Raw genomic sequence first — 21200 nt, 5'->3', positions numbered from 1 at the left:
TTGGGGCTGCTGCGCAGCCCAGCGGGAGCAAGCTCCCTCGCCACATTGTTGTCAGATCAGACCGAACAGTTCTTTGGGCATGAATGCGTAGAACGCCAAGCGCGGAATCACCCAGCTTTGCAGCAACTGGATCGCGATAAACGCGAAGATCGGCGAGATATCCAGGCCACCCAGGTTAGGTACCAGGCGACGGAACGGTGCCAGCACCGGCTCAGTGATCTGTGCCACCAGTTCGGCACCCGGGCTGCGGCTGCCCGGAGCGACCCAGGACAGGATCACGCTGATGATCATCGACCAGAAAATGATCTTCAGGAACAGCGAGAAGATCCCGATCAAGGCCCACGGCAGCAACAGCAGCGTGGTGGCCTGATAGCCATTGAGCAGCAGGATGACCGCGAACAGCAGGATCTGCAGCAGCAGCGCCAATACCAGCGACGACATGTCCAGGCCGAACAGGCTCGGGATCACCCGGCGCAGAGGCTTGAGCAGCGGCTGCGTGGCCTTTACCACGAACTGGCACAGCGGGTTGTAGAAGTTCGCCCGCACCAGTTGCAGGATAAAACGCATCAGCACGATCAGCAGGTACAGGCTGCCCAGGGTCTGGATGATGAAAATGGCAGCGTCATTGATTCCGAGCATGTTTGATTCCTATGTGGGGGACGACTATTTGCCCAGCTGCTCGGCCATTTCGGCCGAACGATGTGCTGCGGCACCCAGTGCTTTTTCCACCAGGGCTTCAAAGCCCCCGGCCTGGAATGATTCGATTGCCGCCTGGGTCGTGCCGCCCGGCGAGGTCACGCGACGGCGCAACTCGGCCGCGTCGACATCGCTGGTCACGGCCATCTGCGCGGCGCCCAGTGCGGTCTGCTCGGCCAGTTGCTCGGCGACTTCATGCGGCAGGCCGAGTTTCACGCCAGCGGCGGTCATGGCCTCGATCAGCAGGAAGAAATACGCCGGGCCACTGCCGGAGACGGCGGTGACGGCGTCCAGTTGCTGCTCTTGTTCCAGCCACACGGCGAGACCTACGGCGGACAGCAGCTCTTGTGCCTGGTCGCGCTGTTGGGCAGTGACTTCGGATGTGGCGTACAAGCCGCTCACGCCCTTGCGCAGCAGCGCCGGGGTGTTGGGCATGCAACGCACAATCGGCTGGGCGCCGAGCCAGTGGGTCATGCTGGCGCAAGTGATGCCGGCGGCGATGGACACCACCAGTTGATGGGGCTTGAGGCTTGGGCGCAGGCTTTCGCACACGGCTTTCATGGCTTGTGGCTTGACCGCCAGCACTACCACGTCCACGCCTTCAATCGCTTCTGCGTTGTCGGCGAAGGTGTCGATGCCGTGCTCGGCGCTGACGCGGGCGCGGGTGTCGGCGCCCGGGTCGCTGGCGCGAATCTGTTGTGCTTCCAGGCCCTTGGCCCGCAGGCCGCCGATCAGGCTGGCCGCCATGTTGCCGGCGCCGATAAAGGCAATACGCGTGTTGCTCATGACAGGTCCTTACTCAGATGGAAGTCAGCCATTTCAAGGCTGGCCATAGTCGCGGGCACCAAACAGGGCGGTACCGATCCGCACCCAGGTGGCCCCTTGGGCGATGGCCGACTCAAGGTCATGGCTCATGCCCATGGAAAGTGTGTCGAGCCCCAGGTCGAGGCTCGCTTGCAGGTCGCGCACGGTGGCGAAGGCTGCGTCTTGCTCTGCACGGTCGTCGGTCGGCTCGGGAATCGCCATCAGGCCGCGCAGCTTCAGGCGCGGCAGGGCGCTGATGGCTTCGGCCAGGGCGGGCAGGTCGGCGGGTGTACAGCCGGACTTGCTGGCTTCGCCACTGACGTTGACCTGGATGCAGATATTCAGCGGCGGCAGGTCAGCCGGGCGTTGTTCGGACAGGCGTTGTGCGATTTTCAGGCGGTCCACGGAATGCACCCAGGCGAAGTTCTCGGCGATCGCACGAGTCTTGTTCGATTGAATGGGGCCGATGAAGTGCCAACTCAAGGGCAGGTCGGTTAATTCGGCCTGTTTGCCCAGGGCTTCCTGCAGATAGTTCTCGCCAAAGTCACGCATCCCGGCGGCATAGGCTTCGCGCACGGCCTGTGCGGGTTTGGTCTTGCTCACGGCCAGCAGGTGCACGCTGCCTGCGTCGCGCTGCGCGGCCTCGGCGGCTGCCCGGATCCGCTCGGAAACCAGGCCGATGTTGTCTGCTATGGTCGACATTCAAGTTGCGCCCGTGGATATGGAGTCCGCGGCATTCTACTGGAAATGGAAAGCCCTATGGATATCACTGAACTGCTGGCCGCCGGCGTACGCCTGCGGGCCTCCGACCTGCATCTGTCGGCGGGGTTGGCGCCGATGCTGCGAGTGGATGGCGAGGTCTGGCCACTCGATTGGCCTGTACTTGCGCCGGTGCAAGTGGCGGCGTTGCTCAGCCCTTTGCTGAACAATCACCAGCAAAAGGATTTCGAAACATCTCTTGAAACGGATTTTGCCTTCGAGTTGCCCGAGGTGGCGCGGTTTCGGGTGAATGTGTTCCAGCAGCACCGGGGCATGGGCGCGGTGTTTCGTACCATCCCCTCAACGGTGCAGAGCCTGGAACACCTGGGGTTGGGCGAGGTGTTCCGGCGCATCGCAGACCTGCCACGGGGTCTGGTACTGGTCACCGGGCCGACCGGTTCCGGCAAGTCCACGACCCTGGCGGCGATGATTGATTACCTCAACACCCATCGCCGTCAGCACATCCTCACCCTTGAAGACCCGATCGAGTTTATCCACCACCCGAAAAATGCCCTGATCAACCAGCGACAGGTGCATCGCGATACCCACAGCTTCTCGGCTGCCCTGCGTTCGGCATTGCGGGAGGACCCGGATGTGATCCTGGTTGGCGAATTGCGGGACCTGGAAACCATTCGGCTCGCGCTGACGGCGGCGGAAACCGGGCACATGGTGTTTGGCACGTTGCACACCACGTCGGCGGCTAAAACCGTGGACCGGGTGGTGGATGTGTTTCCGGCGGGGGAAAAGACCATGGTCCGCTCGATGCTCTCGGAGTCATTGCAGGCGGTGGTGTCCCAGGTGCTGGTGAAGAAGGTCGGCGGCGGGCGGGTGGCGGCTCACGAAATCATGCTCGGCACACCGGCGATTCGTAATTTGATCCGCGAGGACAAGGTGGCGCAGATGTATTCGGCGATTCAGACCGGCGGGGCGTTGGGGATGACGACGCTGGACATGAGTTTGAAGGCGTTGGTCAGCCAGGGGCTGATCAGCCGGGAACATGCCCGGGAGAAGGCGAGGGTGCCAGGGGATATTTAAGATCATGATCGTTCCCACGCTCCGCGTGGGAACGCAGCCCGTGACGCTCTGCGTCACAAGAGCGGACGCGGAGCGTCCAGTGAGGCATTCCCACGCAGAGCGTGGGAACGATCAATCAGCGCTGCACAATCCGCAGGTTGTTCTGTTCTTTAGGCAGGACACGCTTGGCAATCACGTAGTTCTTGTCCCAGAACGGCTTCTTCAGCGTATCGATGCTCACGGACTTGCCACGACGCGGTGCGTGGATGAAACGGTCGTTGCCCAGGTAGATGGCAACGTGGTTCACCTGGCGGCTCTTCAGTTTGAAGAACAGCAGGTCACCCGGTTTCAAATCCTTGCGCTCAACCTTCAGCCCGTGGCCGGCGGCCATGGCGTTGGAAGTGCGCGGCAAATCCACGGCTTTTACGTCGTTAAACGCATATTTCACCAAACCACTGCAGTCGAACCCTTTACTTGGGCTGCTGCCGCCCCAACGATAAGGAGTACCGAGCACGTTGACGGCACGGCTGAGGACGTTGCTGCTTTGCTTGGTGTTGACGGCCATCAGCCCTGGCGCTGCATTACCGTGGGCCTTGCTCAGTTGAGTCGGGCGCTTCACGGTCAGCTTTACCGATTTGGCGGAGCTGGTGGTGGCGTGAACTTTAGGGGTGAAACCGTTAACGTTGGGAAGTCGTTGCTCACGATTGGTGGCGTGGGCGGCCAGTGGCATTAATAGGCAAATGGTTAGCCATGTCTTGAAAAATGGTCGCATTAGGCGTGGCTCTTTTTGGTTTGCGCGCAACTTTATAACAGCTTTTTGTGTCGTGCTAAGGCCGTTTGTCGACTGAACCCTGGGGTCAAATTCAGGAAAACCGTGACGAATTGCCGCGATTGTCCTACACAAGTCAGGCGGTATAAGGCTTTGAGGGAAGCGAAGATACCATTTGCCGCATGTCGGGCGCCCGTAAAAAAGTCACAAAGAAACCAGAAATATTTATCTATCGAGGCTAAAGAGGTACTCCATGAACACCTATCGACAGGATGTTTCGCAACAAGACACCCACAGCAAGGTGATCGGCTACCTGCTTTGGATTTTCGGTTTTACCGGTGCTCACCGCTTTTATTACGGCAAGCCGGTGACCGGGACGATCTGGTTTTTCACCTTCGGTTTGTTCGGGATTGGCTGGTTGATCGACTTGTTCCTGATTCCGGCAATGGACCGCGAAGCGGACCTGCGATTTACCGCCGGGCCGATCGAGTACAACGTGGCCTGGATTCTGTTGGCGTTCCTGGGTGTGTTCGGTTTGCACCGCATGTATCAGGGCAAATGGATCAGCGGGATCATTTACCTGCTGACCGGGGGCTTGTTCCTGATCGGGGTGCTGTATGACTTCTGGACGCTGAATACGCAGATTTCGATCCGCAATGCCGAGCGCAACGGCGGCCGATAAGATGTGTGAAGATCCAAATGTGGGAGCGGGCTTGCTCGCGAATGCGATGTGTCAGTCGACATCTCTATTGACTGACCCACCGCTTTCGCGAGCAAGCCCGCTCCCACATTTACTGTGCCCACTCCGGATTGGATTTAAGCCTGGTAGCTGACCCGCCCATCCACCAGCGTGTACCGCACAGTCGCCGGCAGGCTATGGCCGATGAATGGGCAGTTTTCACCCTTGGACAGCCAGTGTTCCCCGGCAATCGTGGAGCTGGCCGGATCAAACAGCACCAGGTCCGCCGCCGAGCCCACCGCCAGCTTGCCCGCCGGCAGGCGCAGCGCCTCGGCAGGGCCCGCACTGAGGCGCGCCAGCAGGGTCGGCAGGTCCAGCAAACCATCTTCCACCAACGTCATTGCCAGCGGCAGCAACAGCTCGACGCTGCTGATGCCTGGCTCCGTCGCGCCGAACGGCGCCAGCTTGGCATCCCGCTCGTGGGGCTGGTGATGGCTGGAGATCGCCGAAACCACCCCGGACTTCACCGCCGCCCGCAAACCGTCACGGTCAGCGCGGGTACGCAGTGGCGGCTGCACGTGATACAGGCTGGAGAAGTCGATCAGCGCCTCATCCGTCAGAATCAGCTGATACAGCGCCACATCCGCCGTCACCGGCAATCCGCGGGCTTGGGCCTGAGCGATCAGGGCCACGCCGCGAGCGCTGGTCAGCTGGCTGAAGTGCGCGCGTACGCCGCTTTGTTCCACCAGCAGCAGGTCGCGGGCCAGGGCCACGGTCTCGGCGGTTTCCGGGATGCCCGGCAGGCCGAGGAAGCTCGCGGTGGCGCCTTCGTGGGCCAGGCCGCCTTCGGCCAGGTCACGGTCCTGGGAGTGGAAAATCACGGTCAGGTCGAAAGTCGCCGCATATTCCAGCGCACGGCACAGGGTGCGGGTGCTGCGAAAGCTCTCCAGGCCGTTGCCGAAGGCCACGCAGCCTGCGTCGCGCAGGGCGATCAGTTCGGCCAGTTGTTCGCCGTCCAGCCCTTTGCTCAGGGCGCCGATGGGGAACACTTTGCAGTTGCCGGCTTCGCGGGCGCGGTCGAGGATCAGTTCGGTCACCGCCGAGGTGTCCAGCACCGGTTTGGTGTGGGGCGGGCAGCACAGGCTGGTCACGCCACCGGCAGCGGCGGCGCGGGTTTCGCTGGTGATGTTGCCCTTGCGGCTGTAGCCCGGCTCACGCAGGGCGACGTTCAGGTCAACCAGGCCAGGCGCGGCGATCAGGCCTTTGGCGTCGATAGTTTCGCTGGCGCTGAAGCCTGCGGGTGCGGCGCCGATGGCAATGATCTTGCCGGCTTCCAGGTGTAGATCGGTGACTTGATCCAGGCCGCTGGCCGGATCGATGACTCGGGCGCCGAGAATGCTGAGCTTCACTGGGCGTTCTCCTGCTCGAATTGACGTTGCGCGGTTTGCCCGCTCATGGCCATGGACAACACCGCCATGCGGATGGCGATGCCGTACGTGACCTGGTTGAGAATCACCGACTGCGCGCCATCGGCCACCGCCGACTCAATCTCCACGCCACGGTTGATTGGCCCCGGGTGCATCACGATGGCGTCCGGCTTGGCGCCGGCCAGGCGTGCGGTGGTCAGGCCGAACAGGCGATAGAACTCGCCTTCGCTCGGCAGCAGGCCGCCCGCCATACGCTCGCGCTGCAGGCGCAGCATGATCACCACGTCCACATCCTTGAGGCCCTCGGCCATGTCGGTGTAGACCTTCACGCCGTACTGCTCGATGCCGATCGGCAGCAGGGTCTTGGGGGCGATCACGCGGATGTCCGGGCAACCCAGGGTTTTCAGGGCCAGCATGTTCGAGCGTGCAACCCGCGAGTGCAGGATGTCGCCGACAATGGCCACCGAGAGGTTTTCAAAGCTGCCCTTGTGCCGCCGGATGGTCAGCATGTCGAGCATGCCCTGGGTCGGGTGGGCGTGACGGCCGTCGCCGCCGTTGATGATCGCCACATTCGGGCACACGTGCTCGGCGATGAAGTGCGCAGCACCGGAATCGCCGTGGCGCACCACGAACATGTCGGCGGCCATGGCTTCCAGGTTGCGCAGGGTGTCGAGCAGGGTTTCGCCCTTGCTCGCCGACGAGGTGGACACGTTCAGCGTGATCACGTCAGCCGACAGGCGTTGGGCCGCCAGTTCAAAGGTGGTGCGGGTGCGGGTCGAGTTCTCGAAGAACACGTTGCAGATGGTCTTGCCGCGCAGCAACGGGACTTTCTTCACCGCCCGGCCGCCGACTTCGAGAAACGAGTCGGCCGTGTCGAGGATTTCGGTGAGCAGTTCGCGGGGCAAGCCGTCGAGGGACAGGAAGTGTTGCAGCTGGCCCTGAGCATTGAGCTGCAGCGGGCGCTTGGCATCTAGAGGCGTCATCGCGGGGACTCTTTACAAGGCGGTTTAAAGGGTAAGGTCTTGCAGTTCGAGTTCGAGCGGCGTGGGACCGGACAATTTTACCCGCTGGTGGGCTTCCAGGGACAGGGTGGCGCCGACCACGTCCGGGCTGATCGGCAATTCGCCGGCGTCCAGGTCCAGCAGGCAGACCAGGGTCACGCTGGCCGGGCGGCCGTAGTCGAACAGTTCGTTCATCGCGGCACGTATGGTGCGACCGCTCATCAGCACGTCATCGATCAGCACCAGGTGCTGGCCTTCGATCTCGAAGGGCAGGGCCGAGGGGCGCACTTGCGGGTGCAGGCCGTTCTGGCTGAAGTCGTCACGATAGAAAGACACGTCCAGGGTGCCCAGGGGCGAGTCGCTGCCCAGTTCTTCCAGCAGCGCCTGGGCCACCCACACGCCACCGGTGCGGATGCCGATAAAGCGCGGCTCGCTGATGGCACGGTGTTCCAGGTGCGCCTTGAGGCGGATCGCCATCTGGCTGATCAGGTCGGCGGGATTGGGCAGGCTCATGGGTGCTCCTTCTAGGCCTCGCGCAGGCAAGGTCCGGGCTCAAACGTAAGAAGACGCGGCAAGCCGCGTCAGTCAGGATTCAAATAAAGCGGTGTTTTCATCCAGCCAGCCCTGCAACAGCAGGGCCGCGGCGATGGCATCCACCGGGTTGTCGCGGTAACTGCCTTTCTGCCCGCCACGGTCACGGCGCTCGCCCTTGGCTTCGAACGTGGTCAGGCGTTCGTCGTGGGTATAGAAGGGCAGGTTGTAGCGGCCGTTCAGGCGGCGGGCGAACTTTTCGGCCCGCAGGCACATCTCGCTCGGGGTGCCGTCCATGTTCAGCGGCAGGCCGACCACCACGGCGTCGGGCTTCCACTCCTTGATCAGGGCTTCGACCTGGTTCCAGTCCGGCACGCCGTTCTGGGCCTTCAGGGTGCACAGCTCGCGGGCCTGGCCGGTAATCACCTGGCCGACGGCGACGCCGATCTGTTTGGTGCCGTAGTCGAAACCGAGGATCAGACGCAAGGCCATCAGGCGTGCCCCGCCTGGCTGGTCAGCAGGCTGAGGTTGATCCGCAGCTTGGCGGCGGCCGCTTCCAGGCGCAGTTCGCTGGGGGTGTTGAACAGGATGTCGGCATCGAACGGGCAGGTCAGCCAGGCATTGCTCGCCAGCTCCGCCTCCAGTTGCCCGGCTTCCCAGCCGGCGTAGCCGAGGGTGATCACACTTTGATCAGGCCCCACGCCGTCGGCAATCGCGAACAGGACGTCCTGGGACGTGGACAGGGACAACCCTTCAAGGTCCACGGTCGCCTGGAATTTCGGCCCGGTGGGGTGCAGCACAAAACCCCGGTCCGTCTGCACCGGCCCGCCGATGTAGATCGGTACGTGCTGGCAGCTGGCGGGTGGGTCGATGTCCGGGCGCAGTTGCTCGAGGATATCGGCCAGGTTGAGGTCTTGCGGGCGGTTGACCACCAACCCCATCGCACCATTGGCGGTGTGCTCGACGATGTAGGTCAAGGTCTGCGCAAAGTTCGGGTCGGCCATATGGGGCATGGCGATCAGGAATTGGTGCTTGAGGTAGGTCGGGCTGACATTTTTCATGTCCGCTAGTGTGGCGTTGGAGGGGCGAACTGACAAGCTGAGGATGCGCAGGAAATCACCGCCAGCATCAATTGCTCGACAGCCGATCACCCTTGGCAAAGCGCCAGGTGCGAATGATTTCCAGGCGGTCGATGTCGTTCAGGTCCCCGGTAAACGGCGCAAAAGGCGCCGCCAGGCGCACGATGCGTTGCGCTGCCTGGTCCAGCAGCGGTTGGCCGGAGGACTCCAGCACCTGCACCTCGTACAAGGTGCCGTCGCGGTTGATCGACACCAGCAGTCGCAAATTGCCGTAGATCTGCTGGCGACGGGCTTCGTCCGGGTAGTTCAGGTTGCCGATGCGCTCGACCTTCTTGCGCCACTCATCCTTATACCAGGCGCCTTTGTCGCGTATGGTGGAGGCGGCGTTGAGGCGGTAGATCCGCGGGCGCTTGGCGTACAGCTGTTGTTCGTGGGCCAGTTCGGCTTCCAGGCTGGAGATCTCACTGGAGAGTTGCGAGCTGTCAAAAGTCGGGGCCGGCGGGGCCGGCGTGGGTTCGGTCTTGGCCTTTTCGCGCTGGGTCGGGGCTTTTTGCGGCTTGGGCGCCACGGTGGTGACCGCCGCCTTGGGGGCGGCCTGTTTCACCTCCGGCTTGGGCGCCGGCGGTGGCGTGACCTTATTGACCTTGTTGTCCTGGAATGGCGCGACTTCAGTGGTCTTGGGCACGGCCTTCTTGTCGAGGGTGCCGCTGCCTTGCTGGTTGTCCTGGGCGAGAAAGTCGGCTTTTTCGGGCTTTTTTTCGCTTTTGAACGTGGCGAGGGTGATTTCCAGGGTCTTGGTGATCTGCTTGGGTTCGGCAAAGGTGAAGCCCAGGCCGAGGATCAGCGCCAGGTGAATCAACGCCGCCAGAAACAGGGTAAATCCGAGCCGATCAGCCGGGCGCACGCCGCTGTGGGAGAGTTCGGGGGGCAGATCGGACGGGAGCGTCATGACAAGAAAACCAACATCGCGCGTTTCACAGGTGGCGCATGATAACGCAATGTTGGTTTGTGTCCGGCTGTTCTATGTCACTTGGCTTGTAGCTTGGCGGCAATCGCAGCCATCAGCATTTCGCCGATGTTCGTGCCAAATGCGTTGTCGATCTCGCGAATACAGGTCGGGCTGGTGACGTTGATTTCGGTGAGGTTCTCGCCGATTACGTCCAGGCCTACGAACAGCAAGCCTTTTTCGCGCAGGGTCGGGCCGACTTGGGCTGCAATCCAGCGATCCTTGTCCGTCAGCGGGCGGGCTTCACCCCGGCCACCGGCGGCCAGGTTGCCGCGGGTCTCGCCGGCGGCCGGAATGCGCGCCAGGCAGTAAGGCACCGGCTCGCCGTCGATCATCAGGATGCGCTTGTCGCCGTCCTTGATCGCCGGAATGTAGGCCTGGCCCATGATCTGCTGGGTGCCCAGCGCAGTCAGGGTCTCCAGGATCACCGACAGGTTCGGGTCGCCGGCGCGGTGGCGGAAGATCGAGGTACCGCCCATGCCGTCCAGCGGCTTGAGGATCACATCGCCGTGCTTGGCGGCGAATTCACGCAGCACATCGGCGCGGCGGCTGACCACGGTCGGCGGCGTGCACTGCGGGAACAGCGTGGCGAACAGCTTTTCATTGCAGTCGCGCAGGCTCTGGGGCTTGTTGACGATCAGCACGCCCGCGCGCTCGGCCTGCTCCAGCAGGTAGGTGGAGTAGACGAACTCCATGTCGAACGGCGGATCCTTGCGCATCAGGATCACGTCGAGGTCGCTCAGGGGGCTGTCGATTTCGTCTTGCAGCTCGAACCACTTCTCGGGGTTGGCAAACACCTGCAGGGGACGCATCCGCGCCCGCGCTTCACCGTCGCCCTGGTAAAGGTCCGGCTGCTCCATATAGAACAGGCTCCAGCCGCGGGCCTGGGCGGCCAGCAGCATGGCCAGCGAGCTGTCCTTTTTATAGGAAATGCTGGCGATAGGGTCCATGACAATGCCGACGCGAACGCTCATGGGGGATTTCCTCTAGCAAATAAGGGCGCATAAAAGTGGCGTCAGAGTGGCGCTGCGGCTGTTGTGGGTCAAGGAAAAACCACCACGCGGGTCGGCCGATAGATTGCGTTCTGAGACTGTGCTAAAAAGGCTGCCATGGCACATCAGCCCTTGAATTCCGAGGCTTTTGGCGCTCGTCCTGTGCAACATCAGGCAGTACACACCGAAAACCTATTCGCTGTGGCGATGGTAGAGCAGATATGGAACAGCATTCCAACGCTTTGAAAGTGATGGTGATCGACGATTCGAAAACGATTCGCCGCACGGCCGAAACACTGTTGAAGAACGTAGGGTGCGACGTCATCACGGCCATCGACGGTTTCGATGCCCTGGCCAAGATTGTTGACCATCATCCACACATTATCTTTGTCGACATCATGATGCCGCGCCTGGATGGCTATCAGACCTGCGCGCTGGTGAAGAACAACCCGGCGTTCAAGTCGATCCCGGTAATCATGCTGTCCTCCAAGGATGGTCTGTTCGACAAGGCCAAGGGGCGCATCGTCGGCTCTGATCAGTTTTTGACCAAGCCTTTCAGCAAGGAAGAACTGCTGAGCGCGATCAAGGCCTATGTACCGGGCTTCGCCGCAGTAGAACAAGCACACTGACGGGGGCCCCACGAGGGCTTGCGTCTACTAGATAAGTGGGGAAAACCATGGCACGTGTTCTGATCGTCGACGATTCGCCGACTGAAATGTACAAACTGACCGAAATGCTCGAAAAGCACGGTCACACCGTCCTCAAGGCCCAGAACGGCGGCGATGGCGTTGCGCTGGCTCGTCAGGAAAAGCCGGATGCGGTGCTGATGGATATCGTGATGCCGGGCCTCAATGGCTTCCAGGCCACCCGTCAGTTGACCAAAGATGCCGAGACCAGCCACATCCCGGTGATCATCATCACCACCAAGGATCAGGAAACCGACAAGATCTGGGGCGAGCGCCAGGGCGCCAAGGATTACCTGACCAAGCCGGTAGACGAAGAAACCCTGATCGCCACCCTGAACAAGGTGCTGGCCGGCTGACGGCACGTTCCCATGACCGAGTCGCAAACCGCCTTCGAGCTGCTGCTGGACATCGACCGCCGCTGCCGCTTGCTGGCTGCCGACCTGCCGTCCCAGGAAACCCGGCTGCTCAGCTGGAGCGGGATCGGGTTTCGCCTGGGCGAACACTGGTACGTGGCGCCCATGGGCGAGGTGGCGGAAGTGCTGCACGAACCGCGCTGTACCTTGATGCCCGGGGTCAAGCCGTGGATCAAGGGCGTGGCCAACCTGCGCGGGCGCTTGCTGCCGGTGATGGACCTGGGCGGTTTCCTTGGCCTTGAGCTGTCGGTGGCGCGCAAACAACGGCGGGTGCTGGTGGTGGAGTATCAGGACGTGTTTGTCGGCCTGTTGGTGGACGAGGTGGTGGGCATGCAGCATTTCGCACAAGACGCGTTGTCGACGAGCACCGCAGGCGGCGCGCCGTTTATCCAGGGCCAGTTCGACGGCGACCAGCTGTGGCAGGTCTTCAGCCCCTTCGCCCTGGCCCAGGCTCCAGGTTTCATGGATGTCGCCGTATGAGTACCGTCACCCCGGTCAAACCCCAGGAAGCCTCCCGCAGCCGCTCGCAGATCATCGTGCTGTTTATCGCGCTGATCGTGTTCATCATGCTGCTGTTCGCCAACTTCGCGTACCTCAACACCCAGTCCACCTACGACAAACAGTACATCGGCCACGCCGGTGAGCTGCGGGTGCTGTCCCAGCGCATCGCCAAGAACGCCACCGAGGCTGCCGCCGGCAAGGCGGCGGCGTTCAAGCTGCTGGGGGATGCGCGCAACGATTTTGCCCAGCGCTGGGGTTACCTGAAAAAAGGCGACCCGGCCACCGGCCTGCCCGCTGCACCCACCGCCGTGCGTGCCGAAATGCGCGCCGTGCAGACCGACTGGGAAGCGCTGCTGAAAAACGCCGATGCGATTCTGGCCAGCGAGCAAACGGTGCTGTCGCTGCATCAAGTGGCCGCGACCCTGGCGGAAACCGTTCCGCAGTTGCAGATGGAGTCGGAAAAGGTTGTCGATATTCTGCTGCAACGCGGCGCACCGGCCAGCCAGGTAGCGTTGGCCCAGCGCCAGTCATTGCTGGCCGAACGCATCCTGGGGGCGGTGAACACCGTGCTGGCGGGGGACGAGACTGCCGTGCAGGCCGCCGATGCCTTTGGCCGCGATGCCAGCCGTTTCGGCGTGGTGCTCAGTGGCATGCTCAACGGCAATCCCGGGCTGCGCATCACCCAGGTTGAGGACCACGACGCCCGCGCCCGGTTGGCGGAGATTTCCGAGCTGTTCGAATTCGTCTCCGGTTCCGTGGACGAAATCCTCGAGACCTCGCCGCAGCTGTTCCAGGTGCGCGCCTCGGCGAGCAATATCTTCAACCTGTCGCAAACGCTGCTGGACGAAGCCTCGCACCTGGCCACCGGCTTTGAAAACCTCGCGGACGGGCGCACTTTCGACACCATCGGCGGCTACGTGCTGGGCTTGCTGGCGCTGGCCTCGATCATCCTGATCGGCCTGGTGATGGTCCGCGAGACCAACCGCCAGTTGCGGGAAACCGCCGAGAAGAACGAGCGCAACCAGAACGCGATCATGCGCCTGCTGGATGAGATTGAAGACTTGGCCGACGGCGACCTGACCGTCACCGCCTCGGTCACCGAAGACTTCACCGGCACCATCGCCGACTCCATCAACTATTCCGTGGACCAACTGCGCGACCTGGTGGCCACCATCAACCTCACTGCCGGCCAGGTGGCTGGTGCGGTGCAGGACACCCAGGCCACCGCCATGCACCTGGCCCAAGCGTCGGAGCATCAGGCACAGCAGATTGCCGAAGCCTCTACGGCGATCAACCAGATGGCCCAGTCCATCGACCAGGTGTCGGCCAACGCCGCCGAATCGTCGGCAGTGGCCGAGCGTTCGGTAGAGATTGCCAACAAGGGCAACGAGGTGGTGCACAACACCATCCACGGCATGGACAACATCCGCGAACAGATCCAGGACACCGCCAAGCGCATCAAGCGCCTGGGGGAATCGTCCCAGGAAATTGGCGACATCGTCAGCCTGATCGATGACATCGCCGAGCAGACCAACATCCTCGCGCTCAACGCCGCGATCCAGGCGAGCATGGCCGGTGATGCCGGGCGTGGTTTTGCGGTGGTGGCCGATGAGGTACAGCGCCTGGCTGAGCGTTCTTCGGCGGCGACCCGGCAGATCGAAACCCTGGTGCGAGCGATCCAGACGGACACCAACGAAGCCGTGATTTCCATGGAGCAGACCACCACCGAAGTGGTGCGCGGTGCGCGGCTGGCCCAGGACGCCGGGGTTGCGCTGGAAGAGATTGAAGGCGTGTCGAAAACCCTGGCGGCGCTGATCCAGAGTATCTCCAACGCGGCGCAGCAGCAGACGTCGTCGGCAGGGCAGATTTCCCTGACGATGAACGTGATCCAGCAGATCACCACTCAGACTTCGTCGGGCTCTACGGCCACTGCCGAGAGCATCGGCAACCTGGCAAAAATGGCCAGTCAGTTGCGGCGGTCGGTGTCGGGGTTCACCTTGCCGGCGGCGAAGCGGGTGGATGAGTGAAATGCGCCCTCGAAAACACCGAAAAGCAAATGTGGGAGCGGGCTTGCTCGCGAATGCGGTGTGTCAGTCGCCGACGCTTTGTCTGACCCACCGCATTCGCGAGCAAGCCCGCTCCCACAGTTGATCTCCTTTGTTTTGAGATCGGTGTACGCATGACTCAGCAGTACCAGCAACTCATGAATTCAGACGGGAGCGGTTATGGTTGATCGGCACGACTACGTGGCCCTCGAATGGGTCAAGGGCGAAATTGCCGAAACCCTGAAACAGGCCCGCTCGGCGCTGGACGCCTATGTTGAAGAAAGCAGCAGCGAGGCCATCGGCCAGTGCCTGGAATGCATCCATCAGGTGCATGGCAGCCTGTTGATGGTCGAGTTCTACGGCGCGGCCCTGTTCGCTGAAGAAATGGAACAACTGGCCCTCGCCCTGCAAGGCGCGCGCGTCAGCCAGCGCGACGAAGGCATTCGCCTGCTGCAACAGGGCCTTGGCCAACTGCCGCTGTACCTCGACCGCGTACACAGCGCCCGGCGCGACCTGCCCCTGGTAGTGCTGCCGCTGCTCAACGACCTGCGCAGCGTGCGCGGCGAAAGCCTGCTCTCGGAAACCAGCCTGTTCAGCCCGCAACTGCTGGTGATCCCGCCGCTGCCCGAAGACGCCCTGGCCCAGCGCACGCCAGAGGATTTCCCCGAGCTGCTGCGCCAGTGGCGGCAGATGCTGCAACAGGCGCTGGTCGGTTTGCTGCGCGAAGACCACGGCCCCAGCAACCTGGAAGACATGGCGCGGGTCTTCGCCCGCCTCGAAGCCCTGTGCCATGGTGCGCCGCTGTTACCGTTGTGGCAGGTCACCTCGGCGCTGGTGGAAGGCATGCTCATTGGCGTGGTTGCCAACAGCCCGGCGTTACGCAGTTTGCTCAAGGCCTGCGACAAGCAACTCAAGCGCCTGCTGATCCAGGGCATCAACGGCATCAACACCCCGGCCCCGGATGAGCTGCTCAAGAGCCTGTTGTTCTACGTCGCCAAAGTCACCCGACCGACTCCACGGATGCAAAGTTTGAAAGAACGATATGGCCTCGATGAAGCTTTGCCCGACAGCGCCGTGGTGGACGCCGAACGCGCCCGCCTGGCCGGCCCGGACCGCGACGCGATGGGCTCGGTGCTCGGCGCGTTGTGCGAGGAGCTGGTGCGGGTCAAGGAACGCCTGGACCTGTTCGTACGCAGCGACCGTCAGCACGCCTCGGACCTTGAGGCGTTGCTGGCGCCGCTGCGGCAGATCGCCGATACCCTGGCGGTATTGGGCTTCGGCCAGCCGCGCAAAGTGATCATCGACCAACTGGCGGTGGTACTCGGCCTGGCCCAGGGGCAGCGCGAACCCAACGATGCGGTATTGATGGACGTTGCCGGTGCGTTGCTCTACGTCGAGGCCACGCTGGCCGGGATGGTCGGCACTGTCGAGCCGGAGCGCCGCGAAGAAAGCCGCCTGCCTACCACCGACCTGACGCAGATCCACCACCTCGTCATCCGCGAATCCTGCCAGTGCCTGACCCAGGCCAAAGAGCTGGTGATCGACTGCATCGAGGCTCACTGGGACCGCCAGCGCCTGGAGTCGCTGCCCGAGTTGCTGACCCAGGTGCGCGGCGCGCTGGCGATGATTCCGCTGCCCCGTGCGGCGAGCCTGATGCGTGGCTGCAATGACTACGTCAACGAGCAACTGATGGTCGGCGACGCCGCACCTTCCGAGGCGCAGCTTGAGCATTTTGCCGATGTGCTCACCAGCCTCGAGTACTACCTGGAACGCATGCTCCAGGACCACGACGCCCCGGGCGAACGGGTGCTGGAAGTCGCCGCTGAAGGCCTGGCCGCGCTGGGCTATTTGCCGGCCGAAAAACCCTGGCGCCAGGCACTGCTTGAGCAGGGTGACACGCCCACGGAGCAAACCCCGTTCCTCGCCGATGCGTTGGCCAGCCCCACCTCGCGCCTCAACCCGCCGGCACTCCAGCGTCCCGGCAGCCTGCTGCCGCCGCCCGCCGGTGAAGAAGCCATCGATGATGAGCTGCGGGAAGTCTTCCTCGAAGAAACCGCCGAAGTCCTCGACGTGCTGCATCGCTATGTGCCTGCCGGCACCGCCAGCCTGGAAGACAAGGCCACCCTGAGCGAAATGCGCCGCGCCTTCCACACCTTGAAAGGCAGTGGCCGCATGGTGCGCGCCCTGGTGTTGGCGGAGCTGGCCTGGGCCGTGGAAAACCTGCTCAACCGCGTGCTGGAACGCAGCGTCGCGCCGGGCCCGGATGTGCAAGCAGTGCTGGATGACGTGTTGGAATTGCTGCCGGAGCTGATCACCGATTTTGCCGACAATGCCCAGCGCCAGCGCGATGACGTAGACGAACTGGCGGCGCGGGCGCACGCCCTGGCCAGCCGTGTCGAACCGTCGGCCACAGACCCGGCCGCCCTGGACCCGCAGTTGCTGGAAATCTTCCGCAACGAAGCCCAGAGCCACCTCGACAGCCTCAACCGCTTCCTGCAACAGGCCACCGAGCACCTGCCGCTGCAAGTCAGTGATGACCTGCAACGCGCACTGCACACCCTCAAAGGCAGCGCCTATATGGCCGGTGTGTTGCCCATCGCCGAACTGGCGCGCCCGCTGGATCACCTGACCCGCGAATACAAGGCCCACCGCCTGCCGCTGGACCTGGATGAAATCGAATTGCTGCTGGAGGCCGAAGCGTTGTTCCAGCGCGGCGTGCGCCAGCTGGACAGTGACCCTCACGCGGCCATCAATGGTGCAGCAGGGCTGATCCAGCGCACGCAAAACCTGCTGAACAGCCAGCTTGAAGCCTTGCTGAATGCGCCCAACACCGGCCTGCGGATCAAGCGCGACCCGCAGTTGATCGCCAACTTCCTGGCCCAGGGCATGGACATCCTGCTGGACGCCGAAAGCCTGCTGCGCCGCTGGCAACAGCACCCCGGCGAACGCCAGGAACTGAGCGCGCTGCTGGACGAACTGACCACCCTCGGCGAAGGCGCGCACCTCGCCGACCTGCACCCGATGGACGAATTGTGCGAAGCCTTGCTCGACCTCTACGGCGCAGTGGAAGAAAGCAGCCTGGCGGTCAGCGAGCGCTTCTTCCACGAGGCCGAACAGGCCCACGAAGCCCTGATCAACATGCTCGACCAACTGGCCGCCGGCCAGGAAATCAGCGCGGCGCCGGCCCGGGTACGCGCCCTGCGCGAGCTGCTGGATGAAGGCCTCGACCCGTCCGCCACCGGCTTGATCAAGACCGATGGCAGCCGCGCGCTGAGCATCTCCGAGCTGGGCGCCGCTACGGCGAAGCTCGATCAGGGTTTTGCGGTGGATGACGAGATCGTCGAGATCTTCCTTGAGGAAGCGGTGGACATCCTCGACAGCGCCGGCCAGTCCTTGAAGCGTTGGCTGCTGGACCCGGATAACGCAGCGCCGCTGTCATCGTTGCAGCGGGATTTGCACACCCTCAAGGGTGGCGCGCGCATGGCTGAAATCGGCGCGGTGGGCGACCTGGCCCTTGAGCTGGAAAACCTTTACGAAGGTTTGGTGGACCGTCGCTACAGCTATTCCAGCGAGCTGGCCAATGTGTTGATGGCCAGTCATGAGCGGCTGGCGCTGTTGCTTGAGCAACTGCAACACCAGCAACCGTTGAGCGACTCCTCCGACCTGATCAGCCACTTGCGTGAGTTGCGCCAAGGCACCGGACAAGCGGCGCCCGCAGCGGCCGCCGAAGTCGAGACGCCGGGCAGTGATCCCGAGCTGCTGGATATCTTTCTCGAAGAGGCCGCCGACATCCTCGACAGCTCCGGCGCCGCGCTGTTGCGCTGGCAGGCCGAGCCGAAAAATCGCCAGGAAGTCGAGACACTGCTGCGCGACCTGCACACCCTCAAGGGCGGCGCTCGCATGGTCGAGATCGGCCCGATTGGCGACCTGGCCCATGAGCTGGAGTTTCTCTATGAGGGCTTGTCGGCAGGTTTGCTGGCGCCCTCGGCGGAGCTGTTCGCCTTGCTGCAAGGCTGCCACGACCGCCTGGCGCAGATGATCGATGCGGTGGCGGCGGGCATGCCGGTGGGCTCGGTGGACCTGCTGATCGAGCGCATCAAGAGCCTGGTGCGTCCGGCTGAAGTGACGGACGCACCGCTGGCGTTGACGGCAACCAAAACCGAGGCGGTGCAGGCCAGCGATCCGGCCGCCGACATGGTGAAGATCTCTGCCGACTTGCTGGATGACCTGGTCAACCTGGCGGGTGAAACTTCGATCTTCCGTGGGCGTATCGAGCAGCAGGTCAACGATGCGAGCGTTGCCCTCAACGAGGTGGAAACCACCATCGAGCGTATGCGCGATCAACTGCGCCGCCTCGACACCGAGACCCAGGGCCGCATCCTCAGCCGCCAGCAGGCCGAGGCCGAACGCCTGGGCTACGAAGAATTCGACCCGCTGGAAATGGACCGCCATTCCCAGTTGCAACAACTGTCCCGGGCCTTGTTCGAATCGGCTTCCGACCTGCTCGACCTCAAGGAAACCCTCGACCGCCGCAACCAGGATGCCCACAACCTGCTGCAGCAACAGGCGCGCATCAACACCGAGTTGCAGGAAGGCCTGATGCGCACGCGCATGGTGCCTTTCGAACGCATGCTGCCACGGCTTAAACGCATCGTGCGGCAGGTGGCGGGCGAGCTGGGCAAGGACGTGGAATTTATCGTCGGCAATGCCGAAGGCGAGATGGACCGCAACGTGCTGGAGCGCATGGTCGCGCCGCTGGAACACATGCTGCGCAACGCCGTCGACCACGGCCTGGAATCCCGCGATGCACGATTGCTGGCCGGTAAACCCGAGAAAGGCCGCATCACCCTGGACCTGACCCACGAAGGCGGCGACATCGTTTTCGACATGCGCGACGACGGCGCCGGCGTGCCGCTTGAAGCCGTGCGGCGCAAGGCGATCAAGCGTGGCTTGCTCGACCCCAACCTGGAAATCAGCGACCGCGACGTGTTGCAGTTCATCCTGCAACCGGGGTTTTCCACTGCCGAAAAAATCACCCAGATTTCCGGGCGTGGCGTGGGCATGGACGTGGTGCATGAAGAAGTGCGCCAGCTGGGCGGCTCGATGGTCATCGACTCGACGCCGGGAGAGGGCGTGCACTTTCGCATTCGCCTGCCGTTCACCGTGTCGGTCAACCGGGCGATGATGGTGCAGTGTGCCGACGATCAATATGCGATCCCGCTGAACACCATCGAAGGGCTGGTGCGGGTCATGCCCCATGAGCTGGAAGGGCACTATCAGCAGGACCCGCCGCGCTACGAATACGCCGGCCAACGCTACGAACTGTTCTACCTCGGCGACCTGCTGCACACCGTCGGCCGGCCGAACCTGCTGGGCCAGTACCAGCCGCTGCCGGTGCTGCTGGTGCAATGCAACGAACGGCGCGTGGCGGTGCAAGTGGACGCCATGGCCGGCACCCGGGAGATCGTGGTCAAGGGCCTGGGGCCGCAGTTTGCCGGGGTGAAGGGCGTGTCTGGCGCAACCATCCTTGGCGATGGCCGCGTGGTGCTGATCATCGACCTGATGGCGCATATCCGCGCGCGGCCACCGGCGTTGCCGGCCCAGGCGGCGGACGCTCCGTTGATCCTCAACGACCCGCTGAAAAAGCGCCCGCTGCTGGTGCTGGTGGTGGACGACTCGGTCACCGTGCGCAAAGTCACCAGCCGCCTGTTGGAGCGCAACGGCATGAACGTGCTCACCGCCAAGGACGGTATCGACGCCATGGCCGTGCTGGAAGAGCACACCCCGGACCTGATGCTGCTCGACATCGAAATGCCGCGCATGGACGGTTTCGAAGTGGCCATCCAGGTGCGCGACGACCCGCGGCTGATGCGCATGCCCATCATCATGATCACCTCCCGCACCGGGCAAAAACACCGTGATCGTGCGATGGCGATTGGTGTCAACGACTACCTCGGCAAGCCTTATCAAGAGTCGGTGCTGCTGGAAAGCATCGCTTACTGGAGCAAGTCCCGTGCTTGATCACCGCGCAACTCAACTCACCGGCTTGCTGCTGCCATTGGCCGACCGTCACCTGTTGTTGCCCAACGTCGCCGTGGCCGAGCTGATCGACTTCCAGCGCGGCGAACCGGCCAGTGATGCGCCGCCGTGGTATTTGCGGCAGGTTACCTGGCGGGATCGGCAGTTGCCGTTGATCAGCTTTGAGGCCGCGTGTGGCGAGTCGGGCGTGGTGGGAGAGCGGGCACGGATTGTGGTGTTGAACACCCTCGGAGGACGGCCGACGTTGAAGTTTATTGCGTTGGTGATCCAGGGGATTCCGCGCTCGTACAAGCTCGATAGCCAGTTGAGTTATGTGGACGTGCCGTTGTGCCCGCTGGAGTTGGCGGCGGTGCAGGTGGGGGAGCATGTGGCCAGGGTGCCGGACTTGATGGGATTGGAGGCGTTGTTGGTCGAGGCCGGATTGGCCTGAGCTACACATGTTGATGATCGTTCCCACGCTCCGCGTGGGAATGAAGCCTCGGACGCTCTGCGTCCAACTGGCGATGCAAGGCTCAAGTCTTGCGCTGTGGTGACGCGGAGCGTCACGGGATGCATTCCCACGCAGAGCGTGGGAACGATCGCATCGGCGTGCGCTTTACAGTCGGATTTTTCCTGCAACCTCTCGCGCTGTGCATGAACTTGTTGTGCCCTGCGATCGCGCCTAGTCTTCGTCCGTCATCGCAAAAAACGGTGACACGGACGTGCAAGTCCGGTTACATGTCGGCGCACCAACGCCCATAGCCATTCAACGGGCGTTTT

At 63.0% G+C, this 21200-nt stretch carries 19 protein-coding genes; 8 read left to right on the top strand and 11 right to left on the bottom strand.

What is annotated here, in order from left to right; translation table 11 throughout:
• Positions 1-51: 51 nt before the first annotated feature.
• From HX801_RS15370 to HX801_RS15360, 3 genes are read right to left on the bottom strand one after another with little or no spacing between them, the layout of a single operon-like run.
• Positions 52-639, bottom strand: a complete 588-nt coding sequence (locus tag HX801_RS15370; protein WP_003213764.1) for a YggT family protein — start codon at positions 637-639, stop codon at positions 52-54.
• A gap of 24 nt (positions 640-663) precedes the next feature.
• Positions 664-1482 carry a pyrroline-5-carboxylate reductase gene (gene proC, locus HX801_RS15365; protein ID WP_177022330.1) on the bottom strand — a complete coding sequence of 273 codons (819 nt, stop codon included), beginning with the start codon at positions 1480-1482 and terminating at the stop codon, positions 664-666.
• A gap of 33 nt (positions 1483-1515) precedes the next feature.
• Entirely contained in the window at positions 1516-2202 is a 687-nt protein-coding gene (locus tag HX801_RS15360) for a YggS family pyridoxal phosphate-dependent enzyme (RefSeq protein WP_008434154.1), read from the bottom strand.
• 57 nt (positions 2203-2259) lie between these two features.
• On the opposite strand from HX801_RS15360, the gene HX801_RS15355 reads away from it, so the two are divergent.
• Complete coding sequence (locus HX801_RS15355) at positions 2260-3294, top strand: type IV pilus twitching motility protein PilT (RefSeq protein WP_177022329.1); 1035 nt, start codon at positions 2260-2262, stop codon at positions 3292-3294.
• A 115-nt stretch (positions 3295-3409) separates the two neighbouring features.
• Here HX801_RS15355 and HX801_RS15350 read toward each other — a convergent pair whose 3' ends face one another.
• Positions 3410-4045, bottom strand: a complete 636-nt coding sequence (locus HX801_RS15350; protein ID WP_023659314.1) for a C40 family peptidase — start codon at positions 4043-4045, stop codon at positions 3410-3412.
• Between the two features lie 250 nt (positions 4046-4295).
• Here HX801_RS15350 and HX801_RS15345 point away from each other — a divergent pair, with 250 nt between their 5' ends.
• Positions 4296-4724, top strand: coding sequence for a TM2 domain-containing protein (locus tag HX801_RS15345; RefSeq protein WP_003213752.1), 429 nt, complete (start codon positions 4296-4298; stop codon positions 4722-4724).
• Positions 4725-4858: 134 nt separating this feature from the next.
• Here the strand turns inward: HX801_RS15345 and HX801_RS15340 are convergent, their stop codons facing one another.
• The 7 genes from HX801_RS15340 to gshB form a co-directional block, all read right to left on the bottom strand.
• On the bottom strand, positions 4859-6130 hold the full coding sequence (locus HX801_RS15340) for a dihydroorotase (RefSeq protein WP_177022328.1): 1272 nt from the start codon (positions 6128-6130) through the stop codon (positions 4859-4861).
• A complete protein-coding gene (locus HX801_RS15335) occupies positions 6127-7131 on the bottom strand; it encodes an aspartate carbamoyltransferase catalytic subunit (RefSeq protein ID WP_003213748.1) in 1005 nt (334 codons plus the stop codon). The genes HX801_RS15340 and HX801_RS15335 overlap by 4 nt, the downstream gene beginning before the upstream one ends.
• A 24-nt stretch (positions 7132-7155) precedes the next feature.
• A complete protein-coding gene (gene pyrR, locus HX801_RS15330; RefSeq protein ID WP_177022327.1) occupies positions 7156-7662 on the bottom strand; it encodes a bifunctional pyr operon transcriptional regulator/uracil phosphoribosyltransferase PyrR in 507 nt (168 codons plus the stop codon).
• A gap of 72 nt (positions 7663-7734) precedes the next feature.
• Positions 7735-8172 carry a Holliday junction resolvase RuvX gene (gene ruvX / locus HX801_RS15325; RefSeq protein ID WP_003213744.1) on the bottom strand — a complete coding sequence of 146 codons (438 nt, stop codon included), beginning with the start codon at positions 8170-8172 and terminating at the stop codon, positions 7735-7737.
• Positions 8172-8741, bottom strand: a complete 570-nt coding sequence (locus HX801_RS15320; RefSeq protein ID WP_003213742.1) for a YqgE/AlgH family protein — start codon at positions 8739-8741, stop codon at positions 8172-8174. Before HX801_RS15320 ends, ruvX begins: the two co-directional genes overlap by 1 nt.
• A 67-nt stretch (positions 8742-8808) precedes the next feature.
• A complete protein-coding gene (locus HX801_RS15315; protein WP_177022326.1) occupies positions 8809-9708 on the bottom strand; it encodes an energy transducer TonB in 900 nt (299 codons plus the stop codon).
• Between the two features lie 77 nt (positions 9709-9785).
• Positions 9786-10739 (bottom strand): glutathione synthase, encoded by a 954-nt coding sequence (gshB, locus tag HX801_RS15310; RefSeq protein WP_003213738.1) that lies wholly within the window; start codon positions 10737-10739, stop codon positions 9786-9788.
• A gap of 239 nt (positions 10740-10978) precedes the next feature.
• Here gshB and pilG point away from each other — a divergent pair, with 239 nt between their 5' ends.
• From pilG to HX801_RS15280, 6 genes are all read left to right on the top strand, one after another.
• Positions 10979-11386 carry a twitching motility response regulator PilG gene (gene pilG / locus HX801_RS15305; RefSeq protein ID WP_003213736.1) on the top strand — a complete coding sequence of 136 codons (408 nt, stop codon included), beginning with the start codon at positions 10979-10981 and terminating at the stop codon, positions 11384-11386.
• 47 nt (positions 11387-11433) lie between these two features.
• Positions 11434-11799, top strand: coding sequence for a twitching motility response regulator PilH (gene pilH, locus HX801_RS15300; protein WP_003213734.1), 366 nt, complete (start codon positions 11434-11436; stop codon positions 11797-11799).
• A 12-nt stretch (positions 11800-11811) separates the two neighbouring features.
• On the top strand, positions 11812-12336 hold the full coding sequence (locus tag HX801_RS15295) for a chemotaxis protein CheW (protein ID WP_102604124.1): 525 nt from the start codon (positions 11812-11814) through the stop codon (positions 12334-12336).
• Complete coding sequence (locus tag HX801_RS15290) at positions 12333-14384, top strand: methyl-accepting chemotaxis protein (RefSeq protein WP_003213729.1); 2052 nt, start codon at positions 12333-12335, stop codon at positions 14382-14384. The genes HX801_RS15295 and HX801_RS15290 overlap by 4 nt, the downstream gene beginning before the upstream one ends.
• A gap of 198 nt (positions 14385-14582) precedes the next feature.
• Positions 14583-20423, top strand: a complete 5841-nt coding sequence (locus HX801_RS15285) for an Hpt domain-containing protein (RefSeq protein WP_177022325.1) — start codon at positions 14583-14585, stop codon at positions 20421-20423.
• Entirely contained in the window at positions 20416-20871 is a 456-nt protein-coding gene (locus HX801_RS15280) for a chemotaxis protein CheW (protein WP_003213725.1), read from the top strand. The genes HX801_RS15285 and HX801_RS15280 overlap by 8 nt, the downstream gene beginning before the upstream one ends.
• The last annotated feature ends 329 nt before the right edge of the window (positions 20872-21200 follow it).

This window comes from Pseudomonas sp. G1002 (genome assembly GCF_013385455.1).
Taxonomy (GTDB): Bacteria; Pseudomonadota; Gammaproteobacteria; order Pseudomonadales; family Pseudomonadaceae; genus Aquipseudomonas.
Note: the sequence above shows the minus strand (reverse complement) of the source record. Positions and strands in the feature narration are given on the sequence as shown.